The 24,957-nt window shown below is 74.8% G+C and carries 23 protein-coding genes and 1 tRNA gene; 16 read left to right on the plus strand and 8 right to left on the minus strand.

The genetic code is table 11. The features are described 5' to 3' along the window. The first annotated feature begins 5 nt into the window (after positions 1 to 5). A complete protein-coding gene (locus BJ968_RS17375; protein WP_179753967.1) occupies positions 6 to 2,180 on the plus strand; it encodes an acyltransferase family protein in 2,175 nt (724 codons plus the stop codon). A gap of 94 nt (positions 2,181 to 2,274) precedes the next feature. On the opposite strand, the gene BJ968_RS17380 is transcribed toward BJ968_RS17375, so the two are convergent. Then, on the minus strand, positions 2,275 to 2,604 hold the full coding sequence (locus BJ968_RS17380) for a hypothetical protein (RefSeq protein ID WP_179753969.1): 330 nt from the start codon (positions 2,602 to 2,604) through the stop codon (positions 2,275 to 2,277). A gap of 140 nt (positions 2,605 to 2,744) precedes the next feature. Continuing rightward, positions 2,745 to 4,562 (minus strand): DUF4012 domain-containing protein, encoded by a 1,818-nt coding sequence (locus tag BJ968_RS26870; RefSeq protein WP_179753971.1) that lies wholly within the window; start codon positions 4,560 to 4,562, stop codon positions 2,745 to 2,747. A 120-nt stretch (positions 4,563 to 4,682) separates the two neighbouring features. On the opposite strand from BJ968_RS26870, the gene mfd reads away from it, so the two are divergent. Next, positions 4,683 to 8,270: a transcription-repair coupling factor gene (gene mfd / locus BJ968_RS17390; RefSeq protein ID WP_179753973.1), complete on the plus strand. Its 3,588-nt coding sequence runs from the start codon at positions 4,683 to 4,685 to the stop codon at positions 8,268 to 8,270. Positions 8,271 to 8,273: 3 nt separating this feature from the next. On the opposite strand, the gene BJ968_RS17395 is transcribed toward mfd, so the two are convergent. Next, positions 8,274 to 8,822, minus strand: coding sequence for a Uma2 family endonuclease (locus BJ968_RS17395; RefSeq protein WP_179753975.1), 549 nt, complete (start codon positions 8,820 to 8,822; stop codon positions 8,274 to 8,276). Between the two features lie 57 nt (positions 8,823 to 8,879). On the opposite strand from BJ968_RS17395, the gene BJ968_RS17400 reads away from it, so the two are divergent. The 6 genes from BJ968_RS17400 to BJ968_RS17425 all read left to right on the plus strand — a co-directional run bounded on the left by BJ968_RS17400 (position 8,880) and on the right by BJ968_RS17425 (position 14,035). Beyond that, positions 8,880 to 9,521, plus strand: a complete 642-nt coding sequence (locus BJ968_RS17400) for a MazG family protein (RefSeq protein WP_179753976.1) — start codon at positions 8,880 to 8,882, stop codon at positions 9,519 to 9,521. An 11-nt stretch (positions 9,522 to 9,532) separates the two neighbouring features. Then, positions 9,533 to 10,480 carry an ROK family protein gene (locus tag BJ968_RS17405; RefSeq protein WP_179753978.1) on the plus strand — a complete coding sequence of 316 codons (948 nt, stop codon included), beginning with the start codon at positions 9,533 to 9,535 and terminating at the stop codon, positions 10,478 to 10,480. A gap of 126 nt (positions 10,481 to 10,606) precedes the next feature. Then, a complete protein-coding gene (gene eno, locus BJ968_RS17410; RefSeq protein WP_179753979.1) occupies positions 10,607 to 11,902 on the plus strand; it encodes a phosphopyruvate hydratase in 1,296 nt (431 codons plus the stop codon). A gap of 36 nt (positions 11,903 to 11,938) precedes the next feature. Next, a complete protein-coding gene (locus tag BJ968_RS17415) occupies positions 11,939 to 12,571 on the plus strand; it encodes an FtsB family cell division protein (RefSeq protein WP_179753981.1) in 633 nt (210 codons plus the stop codon). A gap of 10 nt (positions 12,572 to 12,581) precedes the next feature. Then, positions 12,582 to 13,100, plus strand: a complete 519-nt coding sequence (locus tag BJ968_RS17420; RefSeq protein ID WP_179753983.1) for a DUF501 domain-containing protein — start codon at positions 12,582 to 12,584, stop codon at positions 13,098 to 13,100. Next, positions 13,097 to 14,035 (plus strand): Ppx/GppA phosphatase family protein, encoded by a 939-nt coding sequence (locus tag BJ968_RS17425; RefSeq protein ID WP_179753985.1) that lies wholly within the window; start codon positions 13,097 to 13,099, stop codon positions 14,033 to 14,035. Before BJ968_RS17420 ends, BJ968_RS17425 begins: the two co-directional genes overlap by 4 nt. Positions 14,036 to 14,058: 23 nt before the next feature. Here BJ968_RS17425 and BJ968_RS17430 read toward each other — a convergent pair whose 3' ends face one another. Beyond that, on the minus strand, positions 14,059 to 14,442 hold the full coding sequence (locus BJ968_RS17430; RefSeq protein ID WP_218885136.1) for an MmcQ/YjbR family DNA-binding protein: 384 nt from the start codon (positions 14,440 to 14,442) through the stop codon (positions 14,059 to 14,061). Positions 14,443 to 14,459: 17 nt separating this feature from the next. Here BJ968_RS17430 and BJ968_RS17435 point away from each other — a divergent pair, with 17 nt between their 5' ends. The 6 genes from BJ968_RS17435 (at position 14,460) to BJ968_RS17460 (ending at position 18,595) form a co-directional block, all read left to right on the plus strand. After that, on the plus strand, positions 14,460 to 14,903 hold the full coding sequence (locus BJ968_RS17435; RefSeq protein ID WP_179753987.1) for an SRPBCC family protein: 444 nt from the start codon (positions 14,460 to 14,462) through the stop codon (positions 14,901 to 14,903). Next, a complete protein-coding gene (locus BJ968_RS17440; RefSeq protein ID WP_179753989.1) occupies positions 14,863 to 15,708 on the plus strand; it encodes a uracil-DNA glycosylase family protein in 846 nt (281 codons plus the stop codon). The genes BJ968_RS17435 and BJ968_RS17440 overlap by 41 nt, the downstream gene beginning before the upstream one ends. Positions 15,709 to 15,793: 85 nt before the next feature. Continuing rightward, positions 15,794 to 15,877: transfer RNA gene (locus BJ968_RS17445), tRNA-Leu, on the plus strand. A 91-nt stretch (positions 15,878 to 15,968) separates the two neighbouring features. Then, entirely contained in the window at positions 15,969 to 16,799 is an 831-nt protein-coding gene (locus BJ968_RS17450; protein WP_179753991.1) for a Bax inhibitor-1/YccA family protein, read from the plus strand. A 5-nt stretch (positions 16,800 to 16,804) separates the two neighbouring features. Beyond that, on the plus strand, positions 16,805 to 17,149 hold the full coding sequence (locus tag BJ968_RS17455; protein WP_179753993.1) for a hypothetical protein: 345 nt from the start codon (positions 16,805 to 16,807) through the stop codon (positions 17,147 to 17,149). 81 nt (positions 17,150 to 17,230) lie between these two features. Further along, a complete protein-coding gene (locus tag BJ968_RS17460; RefSeq protein WP_179753995.1) occupies positions 17,231 to 18,595 on the plus strand; it encodes a cystathionine beta-synthase in 1,365 nt (454 codons plus the stop codon). A gap of 56 nt (positions 18,596 to 18,651) precedes the next feature. Here BJ968_RS17460 and BJ968_RS17465 read toward each other — a convergent pair whose 3' ends face one another. The 4 genes from BJ968_RS17465 to BJ968_RS17480 form a co-directional block, all read right to left on the minus strand. Further along, entirely contained in the window at positions 18,652 to 19,866 is a 1,215-nt protein-coding gene (locus BJ968_RS17465; protein WP_179753997.1) for an FtsX-like permease family protein, read from the minus strand. Beyond that, entirely contained in the window at positions 19,863 to 20,591 is a 729-nt protein-coding gene (locus BJ968_RS17470; protein WP_179754000.1) for an ABC transporter ATP-binding protein, read from the minus strand. The genes BJ968_RS17465 and BJ968_RS17470 overlap by 4 nt, the downstream gene beginning before the upstream one ends. Continuing rightward, complete coding sequence (locus tag BJ968_RS24940) at positions 20,591 to 21,613, minus strand: permuted SH3 domain-containing protein (RefSeq protein ID WP_179754001.1); 1,023 nt, start codon at positions 21,611 to 21,613, stop codon at positions 20,591 to 20,593. The genes BJ968_RS17470 and BJ968_RS24940 overlap by 1 nt, the downstream gene beginning before the upstream one ends. Before the next feature lie 142 nt (positions 21,614 to 21,755). After that, positions 21,756 to 22,520, minus strand: coding sequence for a TIM barrel protein (locus BJ968_RS17480; RefSeq protein ID WP_179754003.1), 765 nt, complete (start codon positions 22,518 to 22,520; stop codon positions 21,756 to 21,758). Between the two features lie 83 nt (positions 22,521 to 22,603). On the opposite strand from BJ968_RS17480, the gene BJ968_RS17485 reads away from it, so the two are divergent. After that, on the plus strand, positions 22,604 to 23,752 hold the full coding sequence (locus BJ968_RS17485) for a Gfo/Idh/MocA family protein (protein WP_179754005.1): 1,149 nt from the start codon (positions 22,604 to 22,606) through the stop codon (positions 23,750 to 23,752). Further along, positions 23,749 to 24,930 (plus strand): dihydrodipicolinate synthase family protein, encoded by a 1,182-nt coding sequence (locus tag BJ968_RS17490; protein ID WP_343078093.1) that lies wholly within the window; start codon positions 23,749 to 23,751, stop codon positions 24,928 to 24,930. Before BJ968_RS17485 ends, BJ968_RS17490 begins: the two co-directional genes overlap by 4 nt. Positions 24,931 to 24,957 lie beyond the last annotated feature (27 nt).

The following is a 24,957-nucleotide window of genomic DNA, read 5'->3' on the forward strand; positions in this document are numbered from 1 at the left end:
CTCCCGTGAGCCCCGCCACCTCGCGCAACCCCGTCATCGACCTCCTGCGCAGCCTCGGGCTGCTGCGGGTCGTCGCCTGGCACGCGGTCGCCGCACCGTGGATCACGTGGTTGCTGCCCGCGGTCCCGCTGCTGTTCTTCTGCTCCGGTTACCTCCTGGGAGCGCGGCAGACGCCCGGCGCCTCCGTCCTGCTCGACCGCCTGCGCCGCATCCTCGTCCCGCTGTGGTTCTTCGGGGCGTCGCTCGGGATCGCGGCGGTGCTGTTCGCCACCTGGTCCGACGTCGAGGTGCCGTTCCCCGGCTGGCGCCAGGTGCTGCCCTGGATCCTCCCGCTGGCCGACCCCCTGAGTCCCGGCGTGGACGGCGGGTGGCTGTCGTCCCACCTGTGGTACGTCCGGGCGCACGTGTGGTTCCTCCTGACCAGCCCGCTGCTCCGCCGCCTCGCCGCGCGACCGGCCGTCGGCTGCGCGGTCCTGGCCGCGGCCGCCGTCGGGCTGGAGCTGTTCGAGCACTTCCAGCCCGTCCACCGCTCCGGTCTGACGTCGGGGCTGGGCGACTACTGCTGCTACGGCGTGTTCGTCGTCCTCGGGATCGCCGCGGGCCGGCGAGGTGACTGGCCGACGCCGAACCCGGCGCGCAGGCACTCCCTGCTCCTCGCCGTGTGCGGCGCGGTGCTCATGGGCGGCGCCCTGCTGTGGAGCAGGACGTCCTGGTGGCAGGGGCAGCCGGTCACCGCGTCCTGGATCACGCTCGTGCTGACCGGTGGAGCGTGGCTCGCGCTGCTGACGAGCTGCTCCCCGCTGGTGCTCCGGTGCGCTCGGGCGGCGGCGGTCCGACGGGCCACGACCCTCGTCAGCGGTCGGGCCATGACCATCTACCTCTGGCACCCCGTCGCGATCCTGCTCGTCGGCACCCTCCTGGGGATCAGCACCGGACACCGCTCGGGAGCCCTCCTGCTGGGCGGGACGGTGGTCCTGACCGCCGTCGCCGTCCTCGCCTTCGGGTGGGTCGAGGACGTGGCCGCGGTCCGGTCGGTCCGGGTCGTGCCCCTCCCGGGTCGCCCGCGAGCGGCCGGCGCCGCGGCGTTGCGCGCGGTGGTGGGCGCCAGCGTGCCCCTCGCCGTCGTGTGCGTGCTGCTCACGCAGGTGTTCAGCGCCCGTGCCCTGGCCGCGCTCCCGCCGCCGTCGGGTCGCGTCGTCGTCGGCACCCCCGACGACGACACCTCCGGCCGGCTCGCGCCCCGGTCGGCCCCGCTGGCGGACCTGCCGTCGGGAGACCTCCGAACCGCTCTGCAGGAGTGGGGCGCCGCGTCCCCGATGGTCGACCGGGCCGAGGTCACCGTCCGCTCCGGGCAGAGCACGTGGTCGGGCACGTACGTCCGCGGGGGGCAGGTCGGCCCCGCCGACGGCGCCCGCCAGGACTGGCTGTCGGTGAGCAAGACCGTCACCGCGGCCGTCGTGCTGGAGCAGGTCGCAGCCGGGCGCCTGCAGCTGGACGAGCCGGTCCCGGACGTCCCGGGGATCGACGCGACGCGCTTCGGCGCGCGTCCCACCGTCCGGCAGCTGCTGAGCCACACGAGCGGTCTGGGAGGGCCGCAGGACTCCCCGGCCTGGAACGCCCTGACGAGCTACACCCCGCAGTCGTACCTGCAGCTGTCCCTGGACCAGCCGCGGGTCGACGGGTACCGCTACAGCACGGCGAACTACCTCTGGCTGTCGCTGGCCGCGCAGGAGGTCACCGGGGAGAGCTGGCCGGCCCTGGTGGACCGGATCTCGGCGCGCGCCGGGACGCCGTCCCTCCACGCCGACAAACCGGCCGTGCCGGGCTGGGTCGGGCAGGGCTCCGGGGACGTCACCGGGACGGCGTCGGACCTGACGAGGTTCTACGACGCCCTGCTGGTGCAGCGGACCCTGCTGCCGGCGGACCTCGTGGACCGGATGACGACGCTCGACGCCCAGGACGGCGGGCTCGGGGTGTGGGCCTACTGCCCCTGCTGGACGGGTGCCGACGGTGTTCGTCACGCCGAGGGGTACGGCCACTTCTCGGCCATCGCCCAGGTCGTGGCCTACCCGGAGCAGGAGCTGACGGTGTCCGTCCGGTTGGAGCTGTCGTACGAGGACCCCAACAACATCGCCCCCCTGGCCTCACGAGCACTCGTCGAGGCGCTGGCGGGACGCTGAGCCGCCCCGGCCACCGGCTCCACCACCGGGGACCGGCGTGAACGACGAAGGGCCGCCGGGAGATCCCGGCGGCCCTTCGTGGTGGTCGGTCAGCTCAGTGCGAGCGCCCCGGCTTGCGACGGCTCGCGACGACCATCCCCGCGCCCCCCAGCACGAGGACGGTGCCGGCCGCGGCCCAGGGCAGGACGTCGGCGCCGGTGTAGGCCAGCTCGTCGCCGGTGTCGGCGACGGCGGCCGGCGTGGTGGAGCGCGAGGTGGTCGGGCTGGCCGACGGGGTGACGACGTCGGAGACGCTCGGCGTCGGCGTGGCCGGCGCGTAGTTGCTCGCGAAGGCCGCCCCGGAGGTGGCGCCGAGAGCGGCAACGGTCAGGGCCCCGGCAGCTGCCAGGCGGGCGGTGGTCTTGCGCACGGTGGTTCCCCCCACTATCGGTGCCTCGGCGAACCCTGTGATCGCGAGGCGCCCCCCAGGATGACGGAACGTCACCCCGGCAGTCCAGTTGATCGCCCCTGTTCGTGTGACGTGTTGCGATCGGAGTGACGACATCCACACGGACGGGCGAACGCTCATGGAGTACAGCTACCCGCTGTGACCTCGGGTGTGCTCGCCGTCGTCGGGCCGGTGACGGTGCGCGGGAGGGCGGCGGCGGAGCCGCTGAACGACCACCGCACGACGACGGGGGTCCCGGGCGGCAGGTCCACCGTGAGCCGGACCAGCCGCCAGCCCTCCTCGGAGTCCACCGCGGTCCCCACCGCCTCGCCGTCCACGGTGGCCCCCTCCAGCCCGACCCACGGCGCCACCCACAGCGACACCGTCTCCTGCGCGGTCCGCCGGTCCGCCGCGCGGCGGGCCGTCGCGTTGGCCACGTAGTCGGGGACGTCCTCGGGCACGGTGTTCGTCAGGGTCAGCGTCAGCGAGCTGCGCCCCTGGCCCGCCGCGGTGCACGGGGCCGACACCTCGAAGGCCGGCTGCACCCAGTAGTCCAGCTTCGACGGCTCGGTGTTCGTCAGGCCCACCCGCGCCACGGGACCGGCCTGCGCGGGGTCGCCCAGGACCCCGGCGACCCCGGCCGCCACGAGGGCCTCCTGCTCGGCCGGGGTGGAGGACCACACCGCCAGGTGACCGGAGTCGACGGCCGCGCGGGCGCCGTCGAGCGCGGCGGTGGACAGGCCGTCGGAGAGCACCGCCTCGAAGGCGGCGGCCGACGTCGCGGCCAGGAACGCCTTGCGCGCGTCCTGGTCGGCCCCGTAGGTCACGTAGGCGTCGTACATGAGGACCCTCGCCAGGTCCGACGTCTCCACCTCACCGAAGGGGCCCAGCTGCAGCGGCGCGTGGTCCTCGCCCAGCAGCTGGGCCAGCCCCACGGGGTCGACGAAGACGACGACGTCCGGGGTGGGCAGCCCGGCGTCGGTGACCAGGGACGCGGTGAGGGCCCCGGCCTCGTCGGCGCTGCCGCCGGCCGTGACGTTCTGCACGATGGAGGTGTCCTGGCCGTACAGGGCCGCGAACTCCGCGCTCACCGCGGAGGTGTCCGCCCGGGCGGCGTACAGGTCGTTGTCGGTGCCCGTCGCCGTCAGCGAGATCGCCCCCCGGTCGATCGTCAGGTAGGCGTAGGCGCCCACGATGCCCTGCACGGGCCGGATCTCGGCGGGGTTGGTGAACGCCACCAGGTAGGTGCGCGGCCCGTCGGCGCCCAGCAGGGGCGGCAGCTGCGGCAGCACCCGCACCGCGGTGTCCAGCGGCGCGGCGACCTCGTCGAGCTGCTCGGCCACCGGGGCCAGGCGGCTGCTGATCGCCGGCAGCACGCGGGGGCTGTCCCCCTCGCGCAGCGCGGAGCGGGCCGCCTCCACGCGGCCCCGGTAGTCGGTGAGGACCGGCGCGAGCTCCTGCAGGCCCTCGACGTCGACGCGCTGGTCGGCCGAGACGAGGCCGTCCGCGACGACGTTCCCGGCCGTCTGCAGGGCGCCGGGCAGCGGGCCGGCCAGCAGCGCCGCCGCGTGCGCGCCGCCGCGGACCGCGGCCAGCTGGTCACCCACCCAGGGGACGTGCTGGGCCCACCGGTACGGGAACTGCCCGGTGGCCCGGTCGGCGGCCGCCGCGTCCCGCGCGACCGCGGCCGCGGTGCCCGTCGCCGCCGCGAAGTCCTGCGCGCGCACCTGCTGCTCCAGCGTCGGCACCCGGTCGGCGACCCGCTGCAGCGCCCGGCCCGCCTGGTACCCCGACACGGCGACCGCCACGACCCACGCCAGCAGCACGAGGAGGACCACGCCCAGCGCGACCAGGACCCGCCGGCGTCCCGCGCGGCGCCGGCGGGTCCGGTGGGTCCGGCGGGTCCGGCGGGTCGGGAGCGGCTCGTCGGGGGAGTGCACGGCGTGGTCGGACACGCCGCGACAGTAGCGACCGGGGTGCCGGGGCCCACCGCTCCAACGCCGCGGGGCCCGTGTCGGCGGTCGGTCGTAGGCTGGTCGCACCCCCTCGATGCCCCTCCCGACACCGGAGTGTTCGTGAGCCTCACCGGCCTGCTCGACGTCCTGCGCACCGACCCCGCCGTCCGCGCGGCCGTCGAGACCGCCCACGACGGTGGCAGCAGCGCCCTCGACGTCGTCGCCCCCGTCGGGGTGCGCCCCGCGCTCCTGGCCGCCTTCGCCGCCGAGCGGCCGCTGCTGGTCGTCACCGCCACCGGCCGCGAGTGCGAGGACACGGCCACCTGGCTGCGCTGCTACCTCCCGCACGACACCGTCGCGGAGTTCCCCGCCTGGGAGACGCTGCCCCACGAGCGCCTCTCGCCCCGCAGCGACACCGTCGCCCAGCGCCTGGCCGTGCTGCGCCGCCTGGCCCACCCGTCCCCGGACGACCCGACGACGGGGGAGGTCCGCGTCGTCGTCGCGCCCGTGCGGGCCGTGCTGCAGCCCTTGGTGAAGGGGCTGGCCGACCTGGAGCCGGTGCGGCTGCGCGCCGGGGACGAGGTCGGGCTGGACGCCACCGTGGAGGCGCTCGCGGCCGCGGCGTACACGCGCGTCGACATGGTGGAGCGCCGCGGCGAGTTCGCCGTGCGCGGCGGCATCCTCGACGTCTTCCCGCCCACCCGACCGCACCCGCTGCGCGTGGAGTTCTTCGGCGACGAGGTCGAGGAGGTCCGCTCCTTCTCCGTGGCCGACCAGCGCACCCTGGAGGTCGAGCCCGACGGGGTCTGGGCCCCGCCGTGCCGGGAGCTGCTGCTGACCGACGCCGTCCGCGAGCGCGCCCGGGAGCTGGCGGAGACGCTGCCCGGCGCCGCGGACGTGCTGGCCAAGCTCGCCGAGGGCATCGCCGTGGAGGGCATGGAGTCGCTGGCCCCGGCCCTCGTGGACGGCATGGAGCCGCTGCTGGACGTCCTGCCCGCGGGCACCCACGTGGTGCTGGCCGACCCCGAGAAGGTCCGGGCCCGCGCCCACGACCTCGTCGCCACCGGCGCGGAGTTCCTCGACGCGGCGTGGGTGAACGCCGCCTCGGGCGGGCAGACGCCGGTGGACCTGGGGGCGTCCTCGTTCGCGACCCTCGCCGAGGTCCGCGCGCACGCCGAGGCCACCGGCCGCCCCTGGTGGTCCATCACCTCCCTGGTGGAGGACGAGGAGCTGCGCGACCTGGAGGACGTGCGGATCCTGCGGGTCGGGGCGCGCGACGTCACCGGCTACCGCGGTGAGACGGAGAAGGCGCTGCGCGAGCTGCGCGACCTCGCCTCGGCCGGCTGGCGCATCGTCGTGACCACCGAGGGCCACGGCCCGGCCAAGCGCCTCGTGGAGATGCTCTCCGGGGAGGACGTCCCGGCGCGGCTGGTCGACGACCTCGTCGAGGAACCCGCCCCGTCGGTCGTCACCGTCACGACCGCCAGCGTCGAGCACGGCTTCGTCGCCGAGGGGCTCAAGGCGGCCCTGGTGACCGAGTCCGACATCACCGGTGTCGGCGGGCAGTCGACGAAGGACATGCGCCGCATGGCGCCGCGGCGCCGGCGCAACGCCGTGGACCCGCTGTCGCTGCGGCCCGGCGACTTCGTCGTCCACGAGCAGCACGGCATCGGCCGGTTCGTGGAGATGGTGCAGCGCACGATCTCCGGCGCGACCCGCGAGTACCTCGTGCTGGAGTACGCCCCCAGCAAGCGCGGGCAGCCCGGCGACCGGCTCTTCGTACCCTCCGACACCCTCGACCAGGTCACCCGGTACACCGGCGGTGAGGCCCCCACGCTGTCGAAGATGGGCGGCTCGGACTGGACCGCGACGAAGAACAAGGCGCGGCGGGCCGTCAAGGAGATCGCCGGCGACCTCATCCGGCTGTACTCGGCGCGCATGGCCACCAAGGGCCACCAGTTCGGCGCCGACACCCCCTGGCAGCGCGAGCTGGAGGACGCCTTCCCGTACGTCGAGACGCCCGACCAGCTCGCCAGCATCGACGAGGTCAAGGCCGACATGATGAAACCGGTCCCCATGGACCGGCTCATCTGCGGTGACGTCGGGTACGGCAAGACCGAGATCGCGCTGCGCGCGGCGTTCAAGGCCGTGCAGGACGGCAAGCAGGTCGCGGTCCTGGTGCCGACGACGCTGCTCGTGCAGCAGCACTACAAGACGTTCGCCGAGCGGTACGCGCAGTTCCCCGTCGTGGTCAAACCCCTGTCCCGGTTCACCCCGGGCGGGGACGCGAAGGAGACGATCAAGGGGCTGGGCGACGGGTCGGTCGACGTCGTCATCGGCACGCACCGCCTCATCAGCGGCGAGGTGAAGTTCAAGGACCTCGGCCTGGTGATCGTCGACGAGGAGCAGCGGTTCGGCGTCGAGCACAAGGAGGCGCTGAAGACGCTGCGCACCAACGTCGACGTGCTCGCCATGAGCGCCACCCCGATCCCGCGGACCCTGGAGATGGCCGTCACGGGCATCCGGGAGATGTCGACCCTGGCGACCCCGCCGGAGGAGCGGCACCCCGTCCTGACCTACGTCGGCGGGCACGAGGAGAAGCAGATCACCGCGGCCATCCGCCGTGAGCTGCTGCGCGAGGGGCAGGTCTTCTACGTCCACAACCGGGTCTCCTCCATCGAGCGGACCGCGGCGCGGCTGAAGGAACTCGTCCCCGAGGCGCGCATCGCGACCGCGCACGGGCAGATGGGCGAGCACCGCCTCGAGCAGGTCGTCGTCGACTTCTGGGAGAAGCGGTTCGACGTCCTCGTCTGCACGACGATCGTCGAGACCGGCCTGGACATCTCCAACGCCAACACCCTCATCGTGGAACGCGCCGACACCATGGGCCTGTCCCAGCTGCACCAGCTGCGCGGGCGCGTCGGCCGCGGCCGGGAACGGGCCTACGCCTACTTCCTGTTCCCGCCGGAGAAACCCCTCACCGAGACCGCCCACGACCGGCTCGCCACCATCGCCCAGCACACCGACCTCGGCTCCGGCATGGCCGTCGCCATGAAGGACCTGGAGATCCGCGGCGCGGGGAACATGCTCGGCGGGGAGCAGTCCGGGCACATCGCCGGGGTCGGGTTCGACCTCTACATGCGGATGGTCGCCGACGCCGTCGCCGACGTCCGCAACAAGGTGCCGGGGGCGGAGAACGAGGACGCCGAACCCGAACCCACCGAGGTGAAGATCGAGCTGCCGGTCGACGCGCACCTGCCGCACGACTACGTGCCGTCCGAGCGGCTGCGCCTGGAGGCCTACCGGCGGCTGGCCGCGGCCGACTCCGCCGACGACCTCGTCGAGCTGCACGCCGAGCTCGTCGACCGCTACGGCACCCCGCCGCAGCCGGTGCTGAACCTGCTGGAGGTCGCGAAGTTCCGCATCGCCGCCCGCCAGGGCGGCCTGCGCGAGGTGGCGCTCATGGGCAAGCAGGTCCGGTTCGCGCCGATCAGCCTGCCCGAGTCCAAGGAGCTGCGCCTCAAGCGGCTCTACCCGGGGACGATCCTCAAACCCGCCCTCGACGTCGCGCTCGTGCCGGCGCCCATGACGGCGCGCATCGGCGGCAAACCGCTGCAGAACGCCGAGATGCTCGCCTGGGCGACGGAGTTCGTCAACGCGGTGCTGCTCGACCAGCCCGCGGCGGTCGCGGCGGGCGGCGCGCGGTAGGGCCTACGGCAGCAGGGCGCCGAGGTCCAGGGCCAGGGTCGCCGGGCCGACGTCGAGCGGGACGGTGGGGTCGCCGTCCCGCAGGACGCGGTCGGCGCGGAACACGCCCGAGTCGTCGAGGACGTGGACGGACAGGGTGCGCTCGCGGGGGTCGACGATCCAGTAGCGGGGCAGGCCCGCCGCGGCGTACTTGGCCATCTTCAGCAGCAGGTCGTCGCTGCGGTTGGTGGACAGGACCTCGATGACGAGGGACGGGGTGCCGGTGAAGCGCTTCGTCCCGGTCTCATCGGCCCGGGCCCACACCATGACGTCGGGGATGAACTCGTCCTTCCCCGGCTTCCACGCCCAGGCGAAGGTCGCTCGGTGGGTCGGCGGGAGAACGGTGCGCAACGACGCGACCAGGGCGAACGAGATGTCCTGGTGGTGCAGGTCCGGGCTCGGCGTCACGACAGCCAGGCCATCGATGTACTCACGGCGGTGGTCCTCCGGCAGGGCCTCGTACTGCTCCCAGGTCATGGGCTCGCCAGCGGGCAGCGGTGCGGTCACCGACATCGTGCTCGCCTCCTCCGGGTCGTCCTCACGAGTCTAGGCACTTGTACCGTGCCCACCGTGAGCGATCCCCGGCCCGGCAGCAAGCTCCTCGACCTCGTCGCCGTCATGGACCGCCTGCGCTCACCCGGCGGCTGCCCGTGGGACGCGCAGCAGACCCACACCTCCCTCCTGAAGTACCTGGTGGAGGAGAGCTACGAGGTCGTCGACGCCGTCGAGAACGGCACCCGCGCCGAGCTGCGCGACGAGCTGGGGGACCTGCTGCTGCAGGTCGTCTTCCACGCCCGCGTCGCCCAGGAGGACGGCGCCGAGCCGTTCGGCATCGACGACGTCGCCGAGGCGATCGTCACCAAGCTGGAGCGGCGGCACCCGCACGTCTTCGCGGGGGAGGCCGTGGCGGAGGACCTGCAGGCCGGGTGGGACGCCATCAAGGCCACCGAGAAGCCGCGCGAGAGCGTCCTGGACGGGATCCCGCTGCAGCTGCCCGCGCTGGCCCGGGCCGACAAGGTGCTGGGGCGGTTGCAGCGCAACGGGCTCGACGAGCCGGTCGAGGCCGAGGCGACACCGGAGGAGGTCGGGGAGGAGCTGCTGCGCGTCGTGCGGAGGGCCCACGCGGCCGGTGTCGACCCCGAAGCCGCCCTGCGCACCGTCACGCGGCGCCTGGAGAGCGCGGCGCGGGAGCGCGAGCGCCCGGCTGGGTAGGGTCGCCGACCGTGACCCACGTGCTGGCCATCGACATCGGTGGCACGAAGATCGCCGCGGGGCTCGTCGCCGACGACGGGACCGTCCGCCACGACCGCGAGGTGCCCACCGACGCCCACGACGGCGACGCGGTCGGACGGGCCCTGGCCGCTCTGGTCCAGGACGTCGTCGCCGCCGGGCGCGAGGAGGGGCTGGAGGTCGCCGACGTCGTCGGCATCGGCTCGGCCGGGCCGGTGGACACCACGACGGGCACCGTGCACCCGGTCAACATCGTCTCGCTGCGGGGGTTCCCCCTCGTCGAGCACGTCGGCGCGCAGGCCACGCAGGCCCTGGGGCGCGGGGTGTCGGCCGTGCTCGCCCAGGACGGGCAGTGCTTCGCCGCCGCCGAGCAGTGGGTCGGGGCGGCGGCGGGGGCGCCGTCGGTGATGGGCGTGGTCGTCTCCACCGGCATCGGCGGTGGCATCGTCCTGGACGGCCGGATCCTGGCCGGCAAGACCGGCAACGCGGGCTTCATCAGCCACGTCGGCGTCGTGCTGGACGGGGAGCTGCTGCCGGGGTCGGGGGCCTCCGGCGTCGTCGAGGCCTACGCCAGCGGGCCGGCCATGGTCCGCGCCGCCCACGCGCAGGGCTGGCGCGTCGGGGAGGCGGCCGACGCCCGGCAGCTGACCGCCGACGCCCGGGACGGCGACCTCGTCGCGACGGCCGTCATCGCCGCGGGCACGCGCGCGCTGGCCTCGGCGTTCCTGTCGACCGCGGCGCTGTTCGACCTCACGGACATCGTCGTGGGCGGGGGAGTGGCCTCGGCCGGGGACGTGCTCATGGACCCGCTGCGCCGCGCCTACGCGGAGCTGGCGGTCTACCCGCACCTGGCCGACGTGCGCATCAGCACCTCGGCGCTGCCCCGCCGCTCCGGGCTGGTCGGCGCGGGGCGGCTGGGGTGGACGACCCTGGCCGGTTAGCGGCGCGGACCCCGACCACCACCGGCGGACCCGGCGGGGCTCGGGTGGTCGACCGGCCGGCGGGCCGGGCGACTAGGCTCGGGCCGCAACACCACCAGACGACGTCGACAAGCACGAGGAGTGCGCGTGGCCACCATCGAGGCCGTCGGAGCTCGCGAGATCCTTGACTCGCGCGGCAACCCCACCGTCGAGGTCGAGGTCCTCCTCGACGACGGGACCTTCGCGCGGGCGGCGGTGCCCTCGGGTGCCTCCACCGGTGCCTACGAGGCCAACGAGCGCCGCGACGGCGACAAGGGCCGCTACCTCGGCAAGGGCGTTGAGCAGGCCGTCGAAGCCGTCATCGAGGAGGTCGGCCCCTCGCTCGTGGGCCACGACGCCCACGAGCAGCGGATCATCGACCAGGTCATGCTCGACCTGGACGGCACCCCGAACAAGAACCGCCTGGGCGCCAACGCGATCCTCGGCGTCTCGCTGGCCGTCGCCAAGGCCGCCGCGTCGTCGGCGGACCTGCCGCTGTTCCGCTACCTCGGTGGCCCGAACGCGCACGTCCTGCCCGTGCCGATGATGAACATCGTCAACGGCGGCGCCCACGCCGACACCGGCGTGGCGATCCAGGAGTTCATGATCGCTCCCGTCGGGGCGGCCTCCTTCCGCGAGGCCCTGCGCTGGGGCGCCGAGACGTACCACTCGCTGAAGTCCGTGCTCAAGGCCCGCGGCCTGTCCACCGGCCTGGGCGACGAGGGCGGCTTCGCCCCCGACCTGCCCAGCAACAAGGACGCCCTCGACCTCATCCTCGAGGCCGTCGGCAAGGCCGGGTTCGAGCCGGGCAAGGACATCGCCCTGGCCCTCGACGTCGCGGCGACCGAGTTCTTCGGCGAGGGCGGCTACGACTTCGAGGGCTCGAAGCGCTCGGCGGAGTGGATGACGGGCTACTACGAGGGCCTGGTCTCGGAGTACCCGCTGGTCTCCATCGAGGACCCGCTGTCCGAGGACGACTGGGACGGCTGGGTGCACATCACCGACGCCCTGGGCGACAAGCTGCAGCTCGTCGGCGACGACCTGTTCGTCACCAACCCCGAGCGCCTGCAGAAGGGCATCGACCTCGGTGCGGGCAACTCGATGCTGGTGAAGGTCAACCAGATCGGGTCCCTCACCGAGACCCTGGACGCCGTGGACCTGGCCCACCGCAGCGGTTTCACCACGATGATGAGCCACCGCTCGGGCGAGACCGAGGACACCACCATCGCCGACCTCGCCGTCGCGGTGGGCTCGGGCCAGATCAAGACCGGCGCCCCGGCCCGCTCCGAGCGCGTCGCGAAGTACAACCAGCTGCTGCGCATCGAGGAGGAGCTGGACGACGCCGCGCGCTACGCCGGCGCCAAGGCCTTCCCGCGCTCGGCCGGTTTCACCGGGCGCGCCTGACCGGCTGACGCAGGCGTCCGGGGGAAGCTGGAGCCCATGGCGACGCGACGTCCGACTGCGCCCCGCACCTCCCGCCAGGCGGGAGGTGCGGGGCGCAGCGCCACCCCGCGCCCGGCGCAGCGCCAGGGGGCCGGTCGCGGTCCCGGCGGGGCCCGCCCGGCGCAGGCGAGCTCGCGGCCCGCGCCCGCGGCCCGCGGCCGCAGCGCCGCCACCCTCAGCGCCGCCGAGCGGCGCCGCACGCGGGGGCCGCGGGTCCTCGTGCTGTCCGCCGTCGTGCTGCTGCTGGCGATCTTCCTGCTGCCCAGCCTGCAGAAGTGGCTGGAGCAGCGTTCCCAGATCGGGCAGCTGAACGCGCAGATCACCCAGCAGCAGCAGGACCTCGCCGCGGCGCAGGCCCAGGCGGACCGCTGGGACGACGACGCGTACGTCGTCGCCCAGGCGCGCGAGCGGCTGCGGTACGTCCAGCCCGGCGAGGTGCCCTACGTCGTCGACGGCGAGTCCGACGCCGACGAGGTGTCCCCGCAGCAGGCCGCGACGACCGTCCCGAAGCCCTCGGCGGCCTGGTACGAGAACATCTGGGAGTCCCTGCGGCTCGCGGGCAACGACACCGTCGCCCCGGTCCAGACGCCCGGGCTCGGCGCCACGAGTTCGAGCACCACCACGAAGTAGAAGGCAGGCCGTGAGCACGACCCCCGCCACCCAGGCCGACCTCGACAGCATCGCCGGCCGGCTCGGCCGGGTGCCGCGCGGTGTCCTCGGCATCGCCCACCGCTGCTCCTGCGGCCGCCCCGACGTCGTCGAGACGGCCCCGCGGCTGCCCGACGGCACCCCGTTCCCCACGACGTACTACCTCGTCGACCCCATCGCCGCAGGGGCCGTCTCGACGCTGGAGGCCTCGGGGCTGATGCGGGAGATGACCGACCGCCTCGGCGACGACGAGGAGCTCACGGCGCGGTACGCCGCCGCCCACGAGGACTTCCTGCGCCGGCGCGCCGCCCTCGGCGACGCCGACGTCCCCGAGATCGCGGGCATCTCCTGCGGCGGGATGCCCACGCGCGTGAAGTGCCTGCACGCCCTCGTGGGGCACGCGCTGGCCGCCGGGCCCGGGGTCAACCCCTTCGGCGACGAGACCCTCGCGCTGCTGGCCGCCGACGGCGGCTGGCCCGCCGTGTGCCCCCACACCGGGTCCGACGCGTGAGCACCCTCCGCGTCGCCGCCGTCGACTGCGGCACCAACTCCCTGCGCCTGCTCCTGGCCGACGTCGACCCGGTCACCGGGCGGACCACCGAGCTGGAGCGGACCATGGAGGTCGTCCGGCTGGGGCAGGGCGTCGACCGGACGGGCGCCTTCGCGCCGGAAGCGCTGCAGCGCACCTTCTCCGCCGTCGACCGCGTGGCCGAGCTGGTGGCCCGCCACCAGCCGGGGGCCGTGCGCTTCGTCGCGACGTCGGCCTCGCGGGACGTCTCCAACCGCGACGAGTTCGCCACCGGCGTCCGCGCCCGGCTGGGCGTGGACCCCGACGTCGTCACGGGCGACGAGGAGGCCGCGCTGAGCTTCTCCGGCGCGACCGCCGAGCTCGGCCCGGAGCAGGCGCCCTTCCTCGTCGTCGACCTCGGCGGCGGGTCCACCGAGCTGGTCCTCGGGGGGCGGCAGGTCGAGTCCGCCCGCTCGCTGGACGTGGGGTCGGTCCGCATGACCGAACGGCACCTGCACGACGACCCGCCCACCGAGGCGCAGGTCGCCGCGGCGCGCGCGGACGTCGAGGCGGCCCTGGACAGCAGCGACGTCCCCCTGGAGCGGACGCGGACCCTCGTCGGCGTCGCCGGGTCCATCACCACGATCACGGCCGCCGCCCTGGACCTGGCCGAGTACACCCCCGGCTGCCTGCACGGGGTCCGGCTGCCCGTCGGGGAGGTCCTCGCGGCCTGCGACCGGCTGCTGCGCGCCACGCGCGCGCAGAAGGCCGCCATGCCGTTCGTGCACCCGGGCCGCGTCGACGTCATCGGCGCCGGGGCCCTGGTGTGGGCGACCGTCCTGGAGCGGGTCGCCGCGCGCGCCGGGACCACCGAGGTCGTCACGAGCGAGCACGACGTCCTCGACGGGATCGCCGTCGCCCTCGCCCGCTCCCTCTGACCGCCCGCGGGCCCCGCCCGGCGTCAGCGCCGCGGCAGCAGGGCGCGCAGGTCGTCGGGCAGGGCGAGCTGCAGGCGCTTCGGCGCGGTCCGGCGCCAGGCCTCCAGCACGACCGAGCGCAGCTCGACGGGGTCGGCGGTGGCCAGCCGGGCCCGCACCCAGCCGAACCGGCCCACGTGGGAGGCGATGCCGTACGTCTGCCCGTCGCCGGCCACCAGCTCGGCCTGGTCGGCCCTGGACGCCTTGATGGAGGCCTCGCCGTCGTCCTCGCGCAGGATGACGAAGATCTTCGCCCCCACGCGGAACGTCGCCGCGCCCCACGTCTCCTCCTCGTGGGTCCCCGGCAGTTCCAGGGCCCACCCGCGCACCGTGCCGCTCGTCACCACGGGCAGCACCTCACCGCACATCTGGCAGGGTGGGAAGCATGAGCACCGTGACCGCCACGACCACTCGACGCATCGACGCGCCCGCTGACCGCGTCCTCGCCGCACTGGCCGACTACCGCGGCACGCGGCCGGGGCTGCTGCCCCAGCAGTTCACCGACTACGAGGTGATCGAGGGCGGCCACGGGCCCGGCACCCAGGTCCGCTGGAAGCTGCACGCCACCAAGAAGCGCGTCCGCGACGTGCGCGCCGTCGTGACCTCCACCGACCGGCACGCCCTCGTCGAGAGCGACGAGAACTCCACGCTCGTCACGACGTGGCGGGTGGAGTCCGACGGCCCCGACGCCGCCGAGGTCGTCGTCACCAGCGAGTGGAGCGGCGCCTCGGGCATCGGCGGGTTCTTCGAGCGCACCTTCGCCCCCCGCGGACTGGACCGCATCTACGGTGAACTCCTCGACAACCTCGCCGACACCGTCGCCCGCTGAGCACCCGGCGACGGGGCAGCCGTTCGCCTCACCGGTCCCGCCGGGCACCGGCTGGCCGGGGGACCCCTCGACCGCGCAGACCCCCGTCGCCCGCTCGGCCGCGGACGTGCATCGGCTCGCCACCGGGGACCTGCTCGCCCGCAGCTGCGTGTGCCGGGCCTGCCCGCGCCTGGTGGCCTGGCGCGAGGACGTGGCGCGCACCAAGCGCCGCGCCTTCCGCGCCCAGCCCTACTGGGGACGGCCCGTGCCCAGCCTCGGGGTGGCGGACCCGCGCGTCCTGGTCGTCGGGCTGGCCCCCGCCGCGCACGGCGGGAACCGCACGGGCCGGATGTTCACCGGGGACCGCTCGGGGGACTGGATCGTCCGCGCCCTGCACCGGGCCGGGCTCGCCAGCCGGCCCACGTCCGTGCACGCCGCGGACGGGCTGACGCTGCGGCGGACCCGGATCGTGGCGCCCGTGCGGTGCGCGCCGCCGGACAACAAGCCCACCCCCGCCGAGCGGGAGACCTGCGCCGGCTGGTTCGACGCCGAGCTCACCGAGGTCGGCGGCGACGTCCGGGTGGTCCTGGCCCTGGGCGCGATCGCCTGGGCCGCGGCGCTGGGTGCGGCCCGCCGGGCGGGCTGGGCGGTGCCGCGCCCGCAGCCGCGCTTCGGGCACGGGGCCGAGGCGGTGCTCGGCGCCCCGCACGGGCCCGTCGTGCTGCTCGGCAGCTACCACGTCAGCCAGCAGAACACCTCCACGGGCCGGCTGACCGAGGCCATGCTCGACGGGGTCGTCTCCCGGGCGGCCGCGCTGGCGGACTAGGGCGCGGGCGTGCCCGTGTGCGAGGCCCTCCGCGTCCGCCGGGTTCGAGCGGGCCGTGCCCTCCTGACAAGATGTCCCCGCGCAGGCCCGGGTGGCGTAACTGGTAGGCGCACGGGGCTTAAACCCCCGGGCCGTTCGCGGCGTGCGGGTTCGATCCCCGTCCCGGGTACTCCATCGTGATGAGGCTGTGACCCCGGCGGGGAACGAGGACGGGTCCCCGGCCGTTCCACGAGCAACGACACCTGCTCCGGAGGGGAGCCATGGAGAGCAAGAACCCGGTCTTCGCCCGCAGCGGCGAGTGGAAGCGGGGTGGCTACGCGACGTTCGACGCCCCGAGCTCGGCGCAGCCCCCGCGCCCCGCCGACGCGTCCGCCCGCACGCTCGAGGACTGGTACGCCAAGCCGTCCGCCACCCCGTCCCAGTCGCGCCGCATGACCCTGGACGACGTCGTCGTCCGCACGGCCTCGCTGTTCGTCGTGCTGCTCGCCGGTGCCGCCGGGGGCTACCTCGGGGTCACCCGCGGCGGGATGGGGTTCGGCATCGTCCTCGTCCCCGCCCTCGTGGCGATGGTCCTGGGCCTGTGGGCGCAGATGTCCCGCAAGGTCCGCCCCGGCGTGATGTTCGCCTACGCGGCCCTCGAGGGCGTGTTCGTCGGCGGCATCTCGGCGTTCTACGCCTCGCTGTACGACGGCATCATCGGGCAGGCCGTCCTCGGCACGCTCGCCGCCTTCACCGGCATGCTGCTCGCCTACAAGACCGGCGTGATCCGCAACAGCCCCCGCTTCACCAAGGTGCTGCTCATCGCGGGCATCGGGTACGGCGTGTTCGCCCTCGCCAACCTCGTCGCCTCGCTCGCGGGCTGGGGCAACGTCTACGCCGGCAACGGCTTCCTGGCCGTCGTCGTCAGCGCCTTCGGCGTCGTCCTGGCCTCGCTGTTCCTGGTCCTGGACTTCGACCACATCGAGCAGGGCATCCGCAACGGCCTGCCGGTCCGGGAGAGCTGGCGCGCCGGCTTCGGCCTCATGGTGACGCTGGTCTGGCTGTACCTGGAGATCCTGCGCCTGGTCGCCATCCTGCGCGGCAACGACTGACCTCCTTGCCCGACCCCGACGAGCTCGGCGCGCTGGAACGTCAGCGCGCCGAGCTCTCGCGCGTCCTGGGCCTGCAGGCCGACCGGGTCCGCGGTCTGCCGCTGAGCCGCCTGGACCGATCCCGCGACGGCGCGCCCTCGGCCGCGGACGTGGTCCGGCAGGCCGCCCAGGAGCTGGCCGACCTCGCCGCCGACGCCGAGGGGCGTGAGCGGCGGCCCCTGCCGGTCCTGGCCACCCACGGCCTCGGCGACCAGCTCGCCGTCGTGGGCCGCGACGTGGTCCGTTCCGGCGCGGCCACCCACCTCGCGGCCGCGCACGACGTCCTCGCGCGGGTGCGGGGAGCGCTGTGACCCGTGCTCGACCACCGCGGTGGTCGACCGCCGGGGCGCGGGCGTGACCGGCGGCCCGGCGGGGTGCGGGATGATGGGGGCATGCGCTACGCCGAGACCGTCGTCGACCTCGTGGGCGGAACCCCGCTGGTCAAGCTCAACCGGGTCACCGAGGGCCTGTCCTGCACCGTCCTGGCCAAGGTCGAGTACCTGAACCCGGGCGGGTCGGTGAAGGACCGCATCGCGACCCGCATGATCGAGGCCGCCGAGGCCGAGGGGCTGCTCAAGCCGGGCGGGACCATCGTCGAGCCCACGTCGGGCAACACCGGGGTCGGCCTCGCGCTCGTGGCCCAGCAGCGCGGCTACCGCTGCGTGTTCGTGTGCCCCGACAAGGTCGGCGTCGACAAGCGCAACGTCCTCAAGGCCTACGGCGCCGAGGTCGTCGTCTGCCCGACGGCCGTGCCGCCGGAGGACCCGCAGTCGTACTACTCCGTCTCCGACCGCCTCGTGCGCGAGATCGAGGGCGCCTGGAAGCCGAACCAGTACGCCAACGTCCACGGGCCCCGCAGCCACTACGAGACGACCGGCCCGGAGATCTGGGCCGACACCGAGGGCAGGGTCACGCACTTCGTGACCGGCGTCGGGACCGGCGGCACGATCACCGGGACGGGCCGCTACCTCAAGGAGCAGGGCCCCGTCCGCGTCATCGGCGCCGACCCGGAGGGGTCGGTGTACTCCGGCGGGACCGGCCGCCCGTACCTCGTCGAGGGCGTGGGGGAGGACTTCTGGCCCAGCGCCTACGACCCGTCGGTCCCCGACGAGATCATCGCCGTCTCCGACGCCGACTCCTTCGCCATGACGCGGCGCCTGGCCCGCGAGGAGGGGCTGCTCGTGGGCGGCTCGTGCGGCATGGCCGTCGTCGCCGCCCTGCGCGCGGCGAAGGACCTCGGCCCCGACGACGTCGTGGTCGTGCTGCTGCCCGACGGCGGCCGCGGCTACCTCGGCAAGATCTTCAACGACGACTGGATGTCCTCCTACGGGTTCCTGGACTCCGGCGAGGGCGGTACGGCCGGTGACGTGCTGCGCCACAAGACCGCCGGGCTGCCCGCGCTGGTGCACACGCACCCGACCGAGACCGTCCACGACGTCATCGAGATCATGCGCGAGTACGGCGTCTCGCAGCTGCCCGTCGTGGGCGCCGAGCCGCCCGTCATGGCCGGTGAGATCGCCGGGGCCGTCAACGAGCGGGCCATCCTCGACGCCCTGTTCACTGGCCGGGCGAAGATGTCGGACGCGGTGAGCGCGCACATGGGCCCGCCGCTGCCGCTGGTCGGCTCCGGGCAGACCGTCGCGGACGCCCGCGAGGTGTTCTCCCGCGCCGACGCGGCCGTCGTGGTCGAGGACGGCAAGCCCGTCGGGGTCATCACCCGCCACGACCTGCTGGCCTGGTTGGCGCTGTCCCACTGACCCGCTGACCCACCGCGTGGCCGGGCCCCCGGGCGGGGGCCCGGCCACGCGTGGTCTCAGTAGCGGATCGCGTCGATGACCTTCGCGCGCACCGCCATCGTCGCCGGCACGACACCGGCGAGGGCACCGACGGCCGTGGCCGCCAGCAGCCCCTCGACGGCCGCGGCCACCGGGAACGGCGGGACGTCCTCCAGGGTCAGCCCCACCGGCAGCACCGCCTCCAGCGGGAAGTTGGAGACGAGGACGATCGAGAGCACCACCGCGAGGAAGCCCGCGACGAACGTCGCCGCGACGCTCTCGAGCAGGACGGCGAAGAACACCCGCCCACCCGTGGCCCCGAAGCTGCGCCGCACCCCGATCTCGCGGATGCGCTGGCGCACCGTGACCAGGCCGACGTTCAGCACGCCGATGCCGCCCAGCAGCAGCGCGAACACCCCCACCCCGCGCACGCCGTAGGCCAGGACGGCGTCGACGATCCCCAGCTCGGCCCCGGCGTCGGCGCGGGAGACGTACACCGAGAACCCCGGCAGGCTCGACTGCACCTCCGTCTGCAGGGCCTGCGTCAGCGCGTCGACGTCGGTGTCGGGGACCCACACCTCCAGGCTCGGGGTCGACCCGTACAGCGGGTCGGTGAGGTTCCAGCGGGACACGGCCGAGTTCAGCACCCACGCCTGCGGGGACGTCGGGTCGCTGCCGGTGGGGTTCGCCACGCCGACGACGGTCGCCGTGACGGGGGTGTCGCCCCCCAGGACCACCGTGGGCGGGTTCGCCGCGTCGAAGGCGCCGACCTGGGCCAGGAAGCCGTCGTTGACGACGAGCCGGGGCGAGAAGGCGGCGTCGTCGGCCGCGGTGAACCAGCGGCCGTCGGCGACGACCACGCGGTGCATCGTGCCGTAGCTGGGGTCGACGGCGGTGGCCGGGACCAGTTGCGTCCCGGCCGGGAACCGGGCCGTGAGCTGGGTGTACGCCGTCTGGCCCCACCAGCCGATCTCGTGGCGGTCGGCGGCGGCCGCGAAGGCCCGCGCGGCCTCCTGCGCGGTCTGCGGGGTGGACGGGGAGACGGGGGAGGCGTCGACGCGCAGCGTGGCGGGGCGGCCGCCGGCGCGTTCGGAGCTCTCGCCGATGATCTGGCGGCCCATGTCCCCGACGGCCGTGATGGTCGTCATCGCGAACACCGCGAGGAACACCCCGACGAGGGACAGCACCACGCGGACGCGGTTGACGCGGATCTCGCTCCACGCCTCCGTGACCGCCGCGAGCAGGCCGATCACAGGGTCTCCCGGTGGGCGGTGGCGCTGGCCACGGCGTCGGCCGTGATCTCGGTGAGGACGCCGTGGTCGAGGCGGAACCGCCGGTCGGCGCGCGCGGCGACCGACAGGTCGTGGGTGATGGTCACCAGGGTCGTGCCCTCGTCGCGCACGAGTTCCTCCAGGACGTCCATGACCGCCGACCCGGTGTCGACGTCGAGGGCGCCGGTGGGTTCGTCGGCCAGCAGGACGCGGGGGCGGCGGACGAGGCTGCGGGCCAGCGCGACGCGCTGCTGCTCACCGCCGGACAGCTTCTCGGGCATGGTGTCCAGGCGGTGCCCCAGGCCGACGCGTTCCAGCATGTCCCGGGCGATCCGTCTGCGGTGCAAGAACTCCCGGCTGGAGCCGTAGAGCAGCGGGTTGGCGACGTTCTCGGTCGCGGTGCGGCCGGGGAGCAGGTTGAACTGCTGGAACACGAAGCCGAAGGTCTGCCCGCGCAGCTTCGCCGTGCGCCGGTTCGAGCGCGCCGCGACGGGGCGGCCGTCGAGCAGGTACTCCCCGGAGGTGGGCGCGTCGAGGAGGCCGACGATGTTCAGCAGCGTCGACTTGCCCGACCCGGACCGGCCGACGACGGCGACGTGCTCGCCGCGCGCCACGTGCAGGTCGACGCCGGTGAGGATGTGCAGGTCCTCCCCGTCGGGCAGCCGCACGCTGCGGCTGACCCGCGTGAGGGAGACCACCGGGTCCATCAGGACCCCGCCCCGTACGCCCCGCCGGGCCCGGCGGGGGTGTCGGTGCCCGGGACGAACTGCAGGATCCGCTGGCCCTCGGTGAGGCCGCCGGTGACCTCGACGTCCTCGCCGTCGGTCAGGCCCAGGGTGACCTCGGTCTCGGTCCGCGTGCCGTCCTCGGCGACGGTCCAGACCGTGCCGGTGCCGACGCTGCCCTGCACGGCGGTGACGGGGACCAGCAGGACGCCGGTGGCGGTCCCGGCGGTCACGTCGAGGGTCGCGGACAACCCCGGGAACACCTGGACGTCCGGTGGCACGGCGCAGCTGACGTTCGCGCCGGTCATCGAGGACGAGGGGTCGGCGTAGGGGTCGGCGTAGGGGTCGGCGCACCCCTGGTCGGGGGTGGGGGACTGCCGGGTCGCGGCCGGGTTCCCGGTGCGCAACCCGGTGCACGCGAAGGTGCCCGGGCCGCCGGGGACGGTGACCTGCGCCGTCGTGGGCGGGGCGAGGAGCCGGTACTGCTGGGCCTGCGTCAGCGGGGCGGAGACCGTGAGGGTGCCCGGGCTGACGGTCGCGACGTCGTCGCCGACGCTCACGGCCTGACCCGGCAGGACGTCGAGGGTGGCCAGTTCCCCGGCCACGGGCGAGGTCACCGCCACGGTCCTCGTCGTGGGCTGCGCGGGCGGGGCGGCCGGGTCGGTGGGGGCGGGGGGTTCGACGGTGACCGTCACCGTGAACAGGGGGGTGCCCTCCTGGACGGCGTCGCCCACCGCGGCGCGGACCCTGGCGACCTCGCCGGTGGCCGTGGACCTCACGGTCGCGGCGGGGTCGGCCGCGATGGTGCCCTGCAGGGTGACGGTGTTCGTGACGTCCCCGCGCGTGACGACGGCGGCCGGCGGTTCCACGACGGCGGACGGGCTCGCGGCGGCGCCGGTGTCCCGGTCGGGGCGCGCGAAGGCGATCCACAGCAGGGCGATCGCGATGAGCGTCCAGACGACCAGCCTGAGCGCGGGGAAGACGACGGTGCGGACGACACCCACGGCGACACCTCCGGTCGGGCGTCCGGGTGTCGTCGGTGCACGGTGCGGGCCGCCGTTCCCCCGAGCGGCTGGGCCGGAACCTAGCAGTGCCGCAGCGGCCCCCGGGGGAGGTCCCGGGAACCTCCACGAACCGCGTCGGCGGTCACGGGTTCAACCACCGGCGCAGGGTGGAGGCCTCCCGCGCGAGCACCGCCGGGTCGTCCCCGGGGACGAACTCGACCAGGACGTCGTGGTCGCGGCCGTGGTCGTGGCCGTCGTCGCGCAGGAGGGCGATCGCGTGCCGCCACAACGACTCCCGCGAGGCCAGCGGGTTCCGCGTCGTGCCGGGGGCCCAGGAGAACGCGTGCACGGTGCTGGTGCGGGGGAGCAGCACCGCCAGCTCGGTCAGGGCGTCGTCGTCGGGGGCGTCGACCGTGGGCTGCCAGTAGGTGGTCAGGGCCGGCGCCCCCACGAGGTCGTCGACCTCCTCGAGCAGGAGCAGGGTCGAGGCGGTGGTGTCGGTGAGGGTCCCGCCGTGGGACTCGGTGCCGACCTCGACCCCGGCGTCGGCGGCCCGGCGCACGGCGTCGGCCAGCGCGGTGACGACGGGTACGCGGTCGGCGCCCGCCGAGCCGCGGTCCCCGGCCCAGACCCGGATCCGCGGGGCGCCCAGGGCCACGGCCGTGGCCAGGACGTCGGCGAAGCCGTCGTGCACGCCGGCGCGGAAGTAGGAACCGTAGGAGGCCACGGTCAGCCCGGCGCCGGCGGTGCGGGCCGCGACGGAGCGGGCGGTGGCGAGGTCGCCGGCGGGGACGTGGACGTCGGCGCCCCACTCCACCGCGGCGAGCCCGGCGCGCGCGGCGAGGTCCAGGACACCGTCGGCGTCGAGCTGCCGGTAGGTGATCGAGCACAGCCCCGGAGTCAGCACGCGGGGGATCCTTGCACGGCGCGCCCCTGCTGGCCTAGCCTTTTGGAAAGCGCATTCCCGACACGAGCCAGGAGGAGGCCGCGATGGTGCAACGCCTCGGGGTGGTCATGAACGGTGTCACCGGACGGATGGGGTACCGCCAGCACCTGCTGCGGTCGGTCCTGGCCATCCGCGAGCAGGGCGGCGTGGAACTGCCCGACGGCTCGCGCGTCCAGCTCGAACCGCTGCTCGTCGGCCGGTCGGAGGACAAGCTGCGCGACATCGCCCAGCGGCACGGCCTCGACCGCTGGACCACCGACCTCGACGCGGCCCTGGCCGACGACGACTACCCGCTGTACTTCGACGCGCAGCTCACCTCCGCGCGCGAGCGCTCCGTCCTGGCGGCCGTCGCCGCCGGCCGGCACGTCTACACCGAGAAACCCACCGCGGAGACCCTCGAGGGCGCGGTCGGCCTGGCCCGCGCCGCCACCCGCGCCGGCGTCAAGAACGGCGTCGTGCACGACAAGCTCTTCCTGCCGGGCCTGGTGAAGCTGAAGCGGCTCGTGGACTCGGGGTTCTTCGGCGAGATCCTCTCCGTGCGCGGGGAGTTCGGGTACTGGGTCTTCGAGGGCGACTGGCAGCCCGCGCAGCGCCCCAGCTGGAACTACCGCGCCGAGGACGGCGGCGGCATCGTCGCCGACATGTTCTGCCACTGGAACTACGTCCTGGAGCAGACCGTCGCCCCCGTCGAGGCCGTCACCGCCAAGGCCGTCACGCACGTCCCCGTCCGCCACGACGAGAACGGCGAGGCCTACAAGGCCACGGCCGACGACGCCGCCTACGCCATCTTCGAGCTGGAGGGCGGGATCGTCGCCCAGCTGAACTCCTCCTGGGCCGTGCGCGTCGACCGCGACGAGCTCGTCGAGTTCCAGGTCGACGGGACCCTCGGCAGCGCCGTCGCCGGGTTGTGGGGCTGCCGCGTGCAGCCGCGGTCGGCGACGCCGAGGGCCGTGTGGAACCCCGACCTGCCCGAGCAGCACCGCTACCGCGACGATTGGCTCACCGTCCCGGACAACACCGTGTTCGACAACGGGTTCAAGGCGCAGTGGGAGCAGTTCGTCCGGCACGTCGTGGCCGACACCCCGCACCCGTACGACTTCCTCTCCGGCGCCCGGGGCGTGCGGCTGGCGCAGGCCGGCCTGCAGTCCTCCGCGCAGGGCCGGCGCGTGGAGCTGCAGGAGATCTCGCTGTGACCGTCCTGACGGGACGGGCCCCGACCGGCGAGGTCCTGCGGCTGCCCACGGCCGACGGCGTCGTCGAGCACGCCGTCCGCGAACCCGTCGCGTGGGAGGTCCCGGCCGGGCCCGCGAGCAGCCGCACCGCGTTCGCCGCCGCTCACGTCGTCCCGCGCGCCGGCGCCGAGAACGTCCCCGGCGCCCCGGCCGACCTCGACTGGGACGCCACCCTGGCGTTCCGGCACCGGCTGTGGTCGCTGGGGCTGGGGGTCGCCGAGGCCATGGACACCGCCCAGCGCGGCATGGGGCTGGACCCCGCCGCGACCACCGAGCTCGTGCGGCGCAGCGCCCGCGAGGCCGCCGCCGTCGGCGGGCGCATCGCCGCCGGGGTCGGGACCGACCAGCTCGCCCCCGGGACCCACCCGCTGCCGGTGGTCCGCGCCGCCTACGAGGAGCAGCTGGCGACCGTCGAGGACACCGGCGCCCAGCCGATCCTCATGGCCTCCCGGCACCTGGCCGCGTCCGCCACCGGGCCGGACGACTACCTCGCGCTGTACGCGGACCTGCTGTCCCAGGTGCGCCGGCCGGCCGTGCTGCACTGGCTGGGCGACGTCTTCGACCCCGCGCTGGCCGGGTACTGGGGGTCGCGCGACGTGGCCGCCGCCACCGACGTCTTCGTCGACCTCGTCCGCGCGAACGCCGCCCACGTCGACGGCGTGAAGGTGTCGCTGCTCGACGCCGACCACGAGAGGGGGCTGCGCCGGCGGCTGCCCGCGGGCGTCCGCCTCTACACCGGCGACGACTTCAACTACCCCGAGCTCATCGAGGGCGACGGGCAGTTCCACTCCGACGCCCTGCTCGGCATCTTCGCGGGCATCGCGAACGTCGCCGCGGCCGGCCTGGCCCGGCTCGACGCCGGGGACACCGCCGGGTTCCGGGCCGCCCTGGACCCCACGGTCCCGCTGGCCCGGCACGTGTTCGGGGCCCCGACCCCGTACTACAAGGCGGGCATCGCGTTCCTCAACTGGCTCGACGGGCGGCAGCCCGGCTACGCCATGGTGGGCGGGCTGCACTCGGCGCGCAGCGCCGTGCACCAGGCCACGACGTTCCGGCTGGCCGACGAGGCGGGCGTCCTGACCGACCCCGTCGGGGCCACCGCCCGGATGCGGCAGTACCTGGCCGTCCACGGGTTCTGAGCAGCGGCCCGCCCCCGCGTTCCCGTC

It is taken from the genome of Kineococcus aurantiacus, assembly GCF_013409345.1.
In the GTDB taxonomy this organism is placed as follows: domain Bacteria; phylum Actinomycetota; class Actinomycetes; order Actinomycetales; family Kineococcaceae; genus Kineococcus; species Kineococcus aurantiacus.

Excerpts from the sequence above, each read along its gene's own strand:
- BJ968_RS17395 (WP_179753975.1), bottom strand. The coding sequence starts at position 8,822 with ATGTCGGTGACCGCACCGCTGCCCGCTGGCGAGCCCATGACCTGGGAG.
- BJ968_RS17415 (WP_179753981.1), top strand. The coding sequence starts at position 11,939 with ATGGCGACGCGACGTCCGACTGCGCCCCGCACCTCCCGCCAGGCGGGA.
- BJ968_RS17430 (WP_218885136.1), bottom strand. The coding sequence starts at position 14,442 with ATGTGCGGTGAGGTGCTGCCCGTGGTGACGAGCGGCACGGTGCGCGGG.
- BJ968_RS17435 (WP_179753987.1), top strand. The coding sequence starts at position 14,460 with ATGAGCACCGTGACCGCCACGACCACTCGACGCATCGACGCGCCCGCT.
- BJ968_RS17450 (WP_179753991.1), top strand. The coding sequence starts at position 15,969 with ATGGAGAGCAAGAACCCGGTCTTCGCCCGCAGCGGCGAGTGGAAGCGG.
- BJ968_RS17460 (WP_179753995.1), top strand. The coding sequence starts at position 17,231 with ATGCGCTACGCCGAGACCGTCGTCGACCTCGTGGGCGGAACCCCGCTG.
- BJ968_RS17470 (WP_179754000.1), bottom strand. The coding sequence starts at position 20,591 with ATGGACCCGGTGGTCTCCCTCACGCGGGTCAGCCGCAGCGTGCGGCTG.
- BJ968_RS17485 (WP_179754005.1), top strand. The coding sequence starts at position 22,604 with ATGGTGCAACGCCTCGGGGTGGTCATGAACGGTGTCACCGGACGGATG.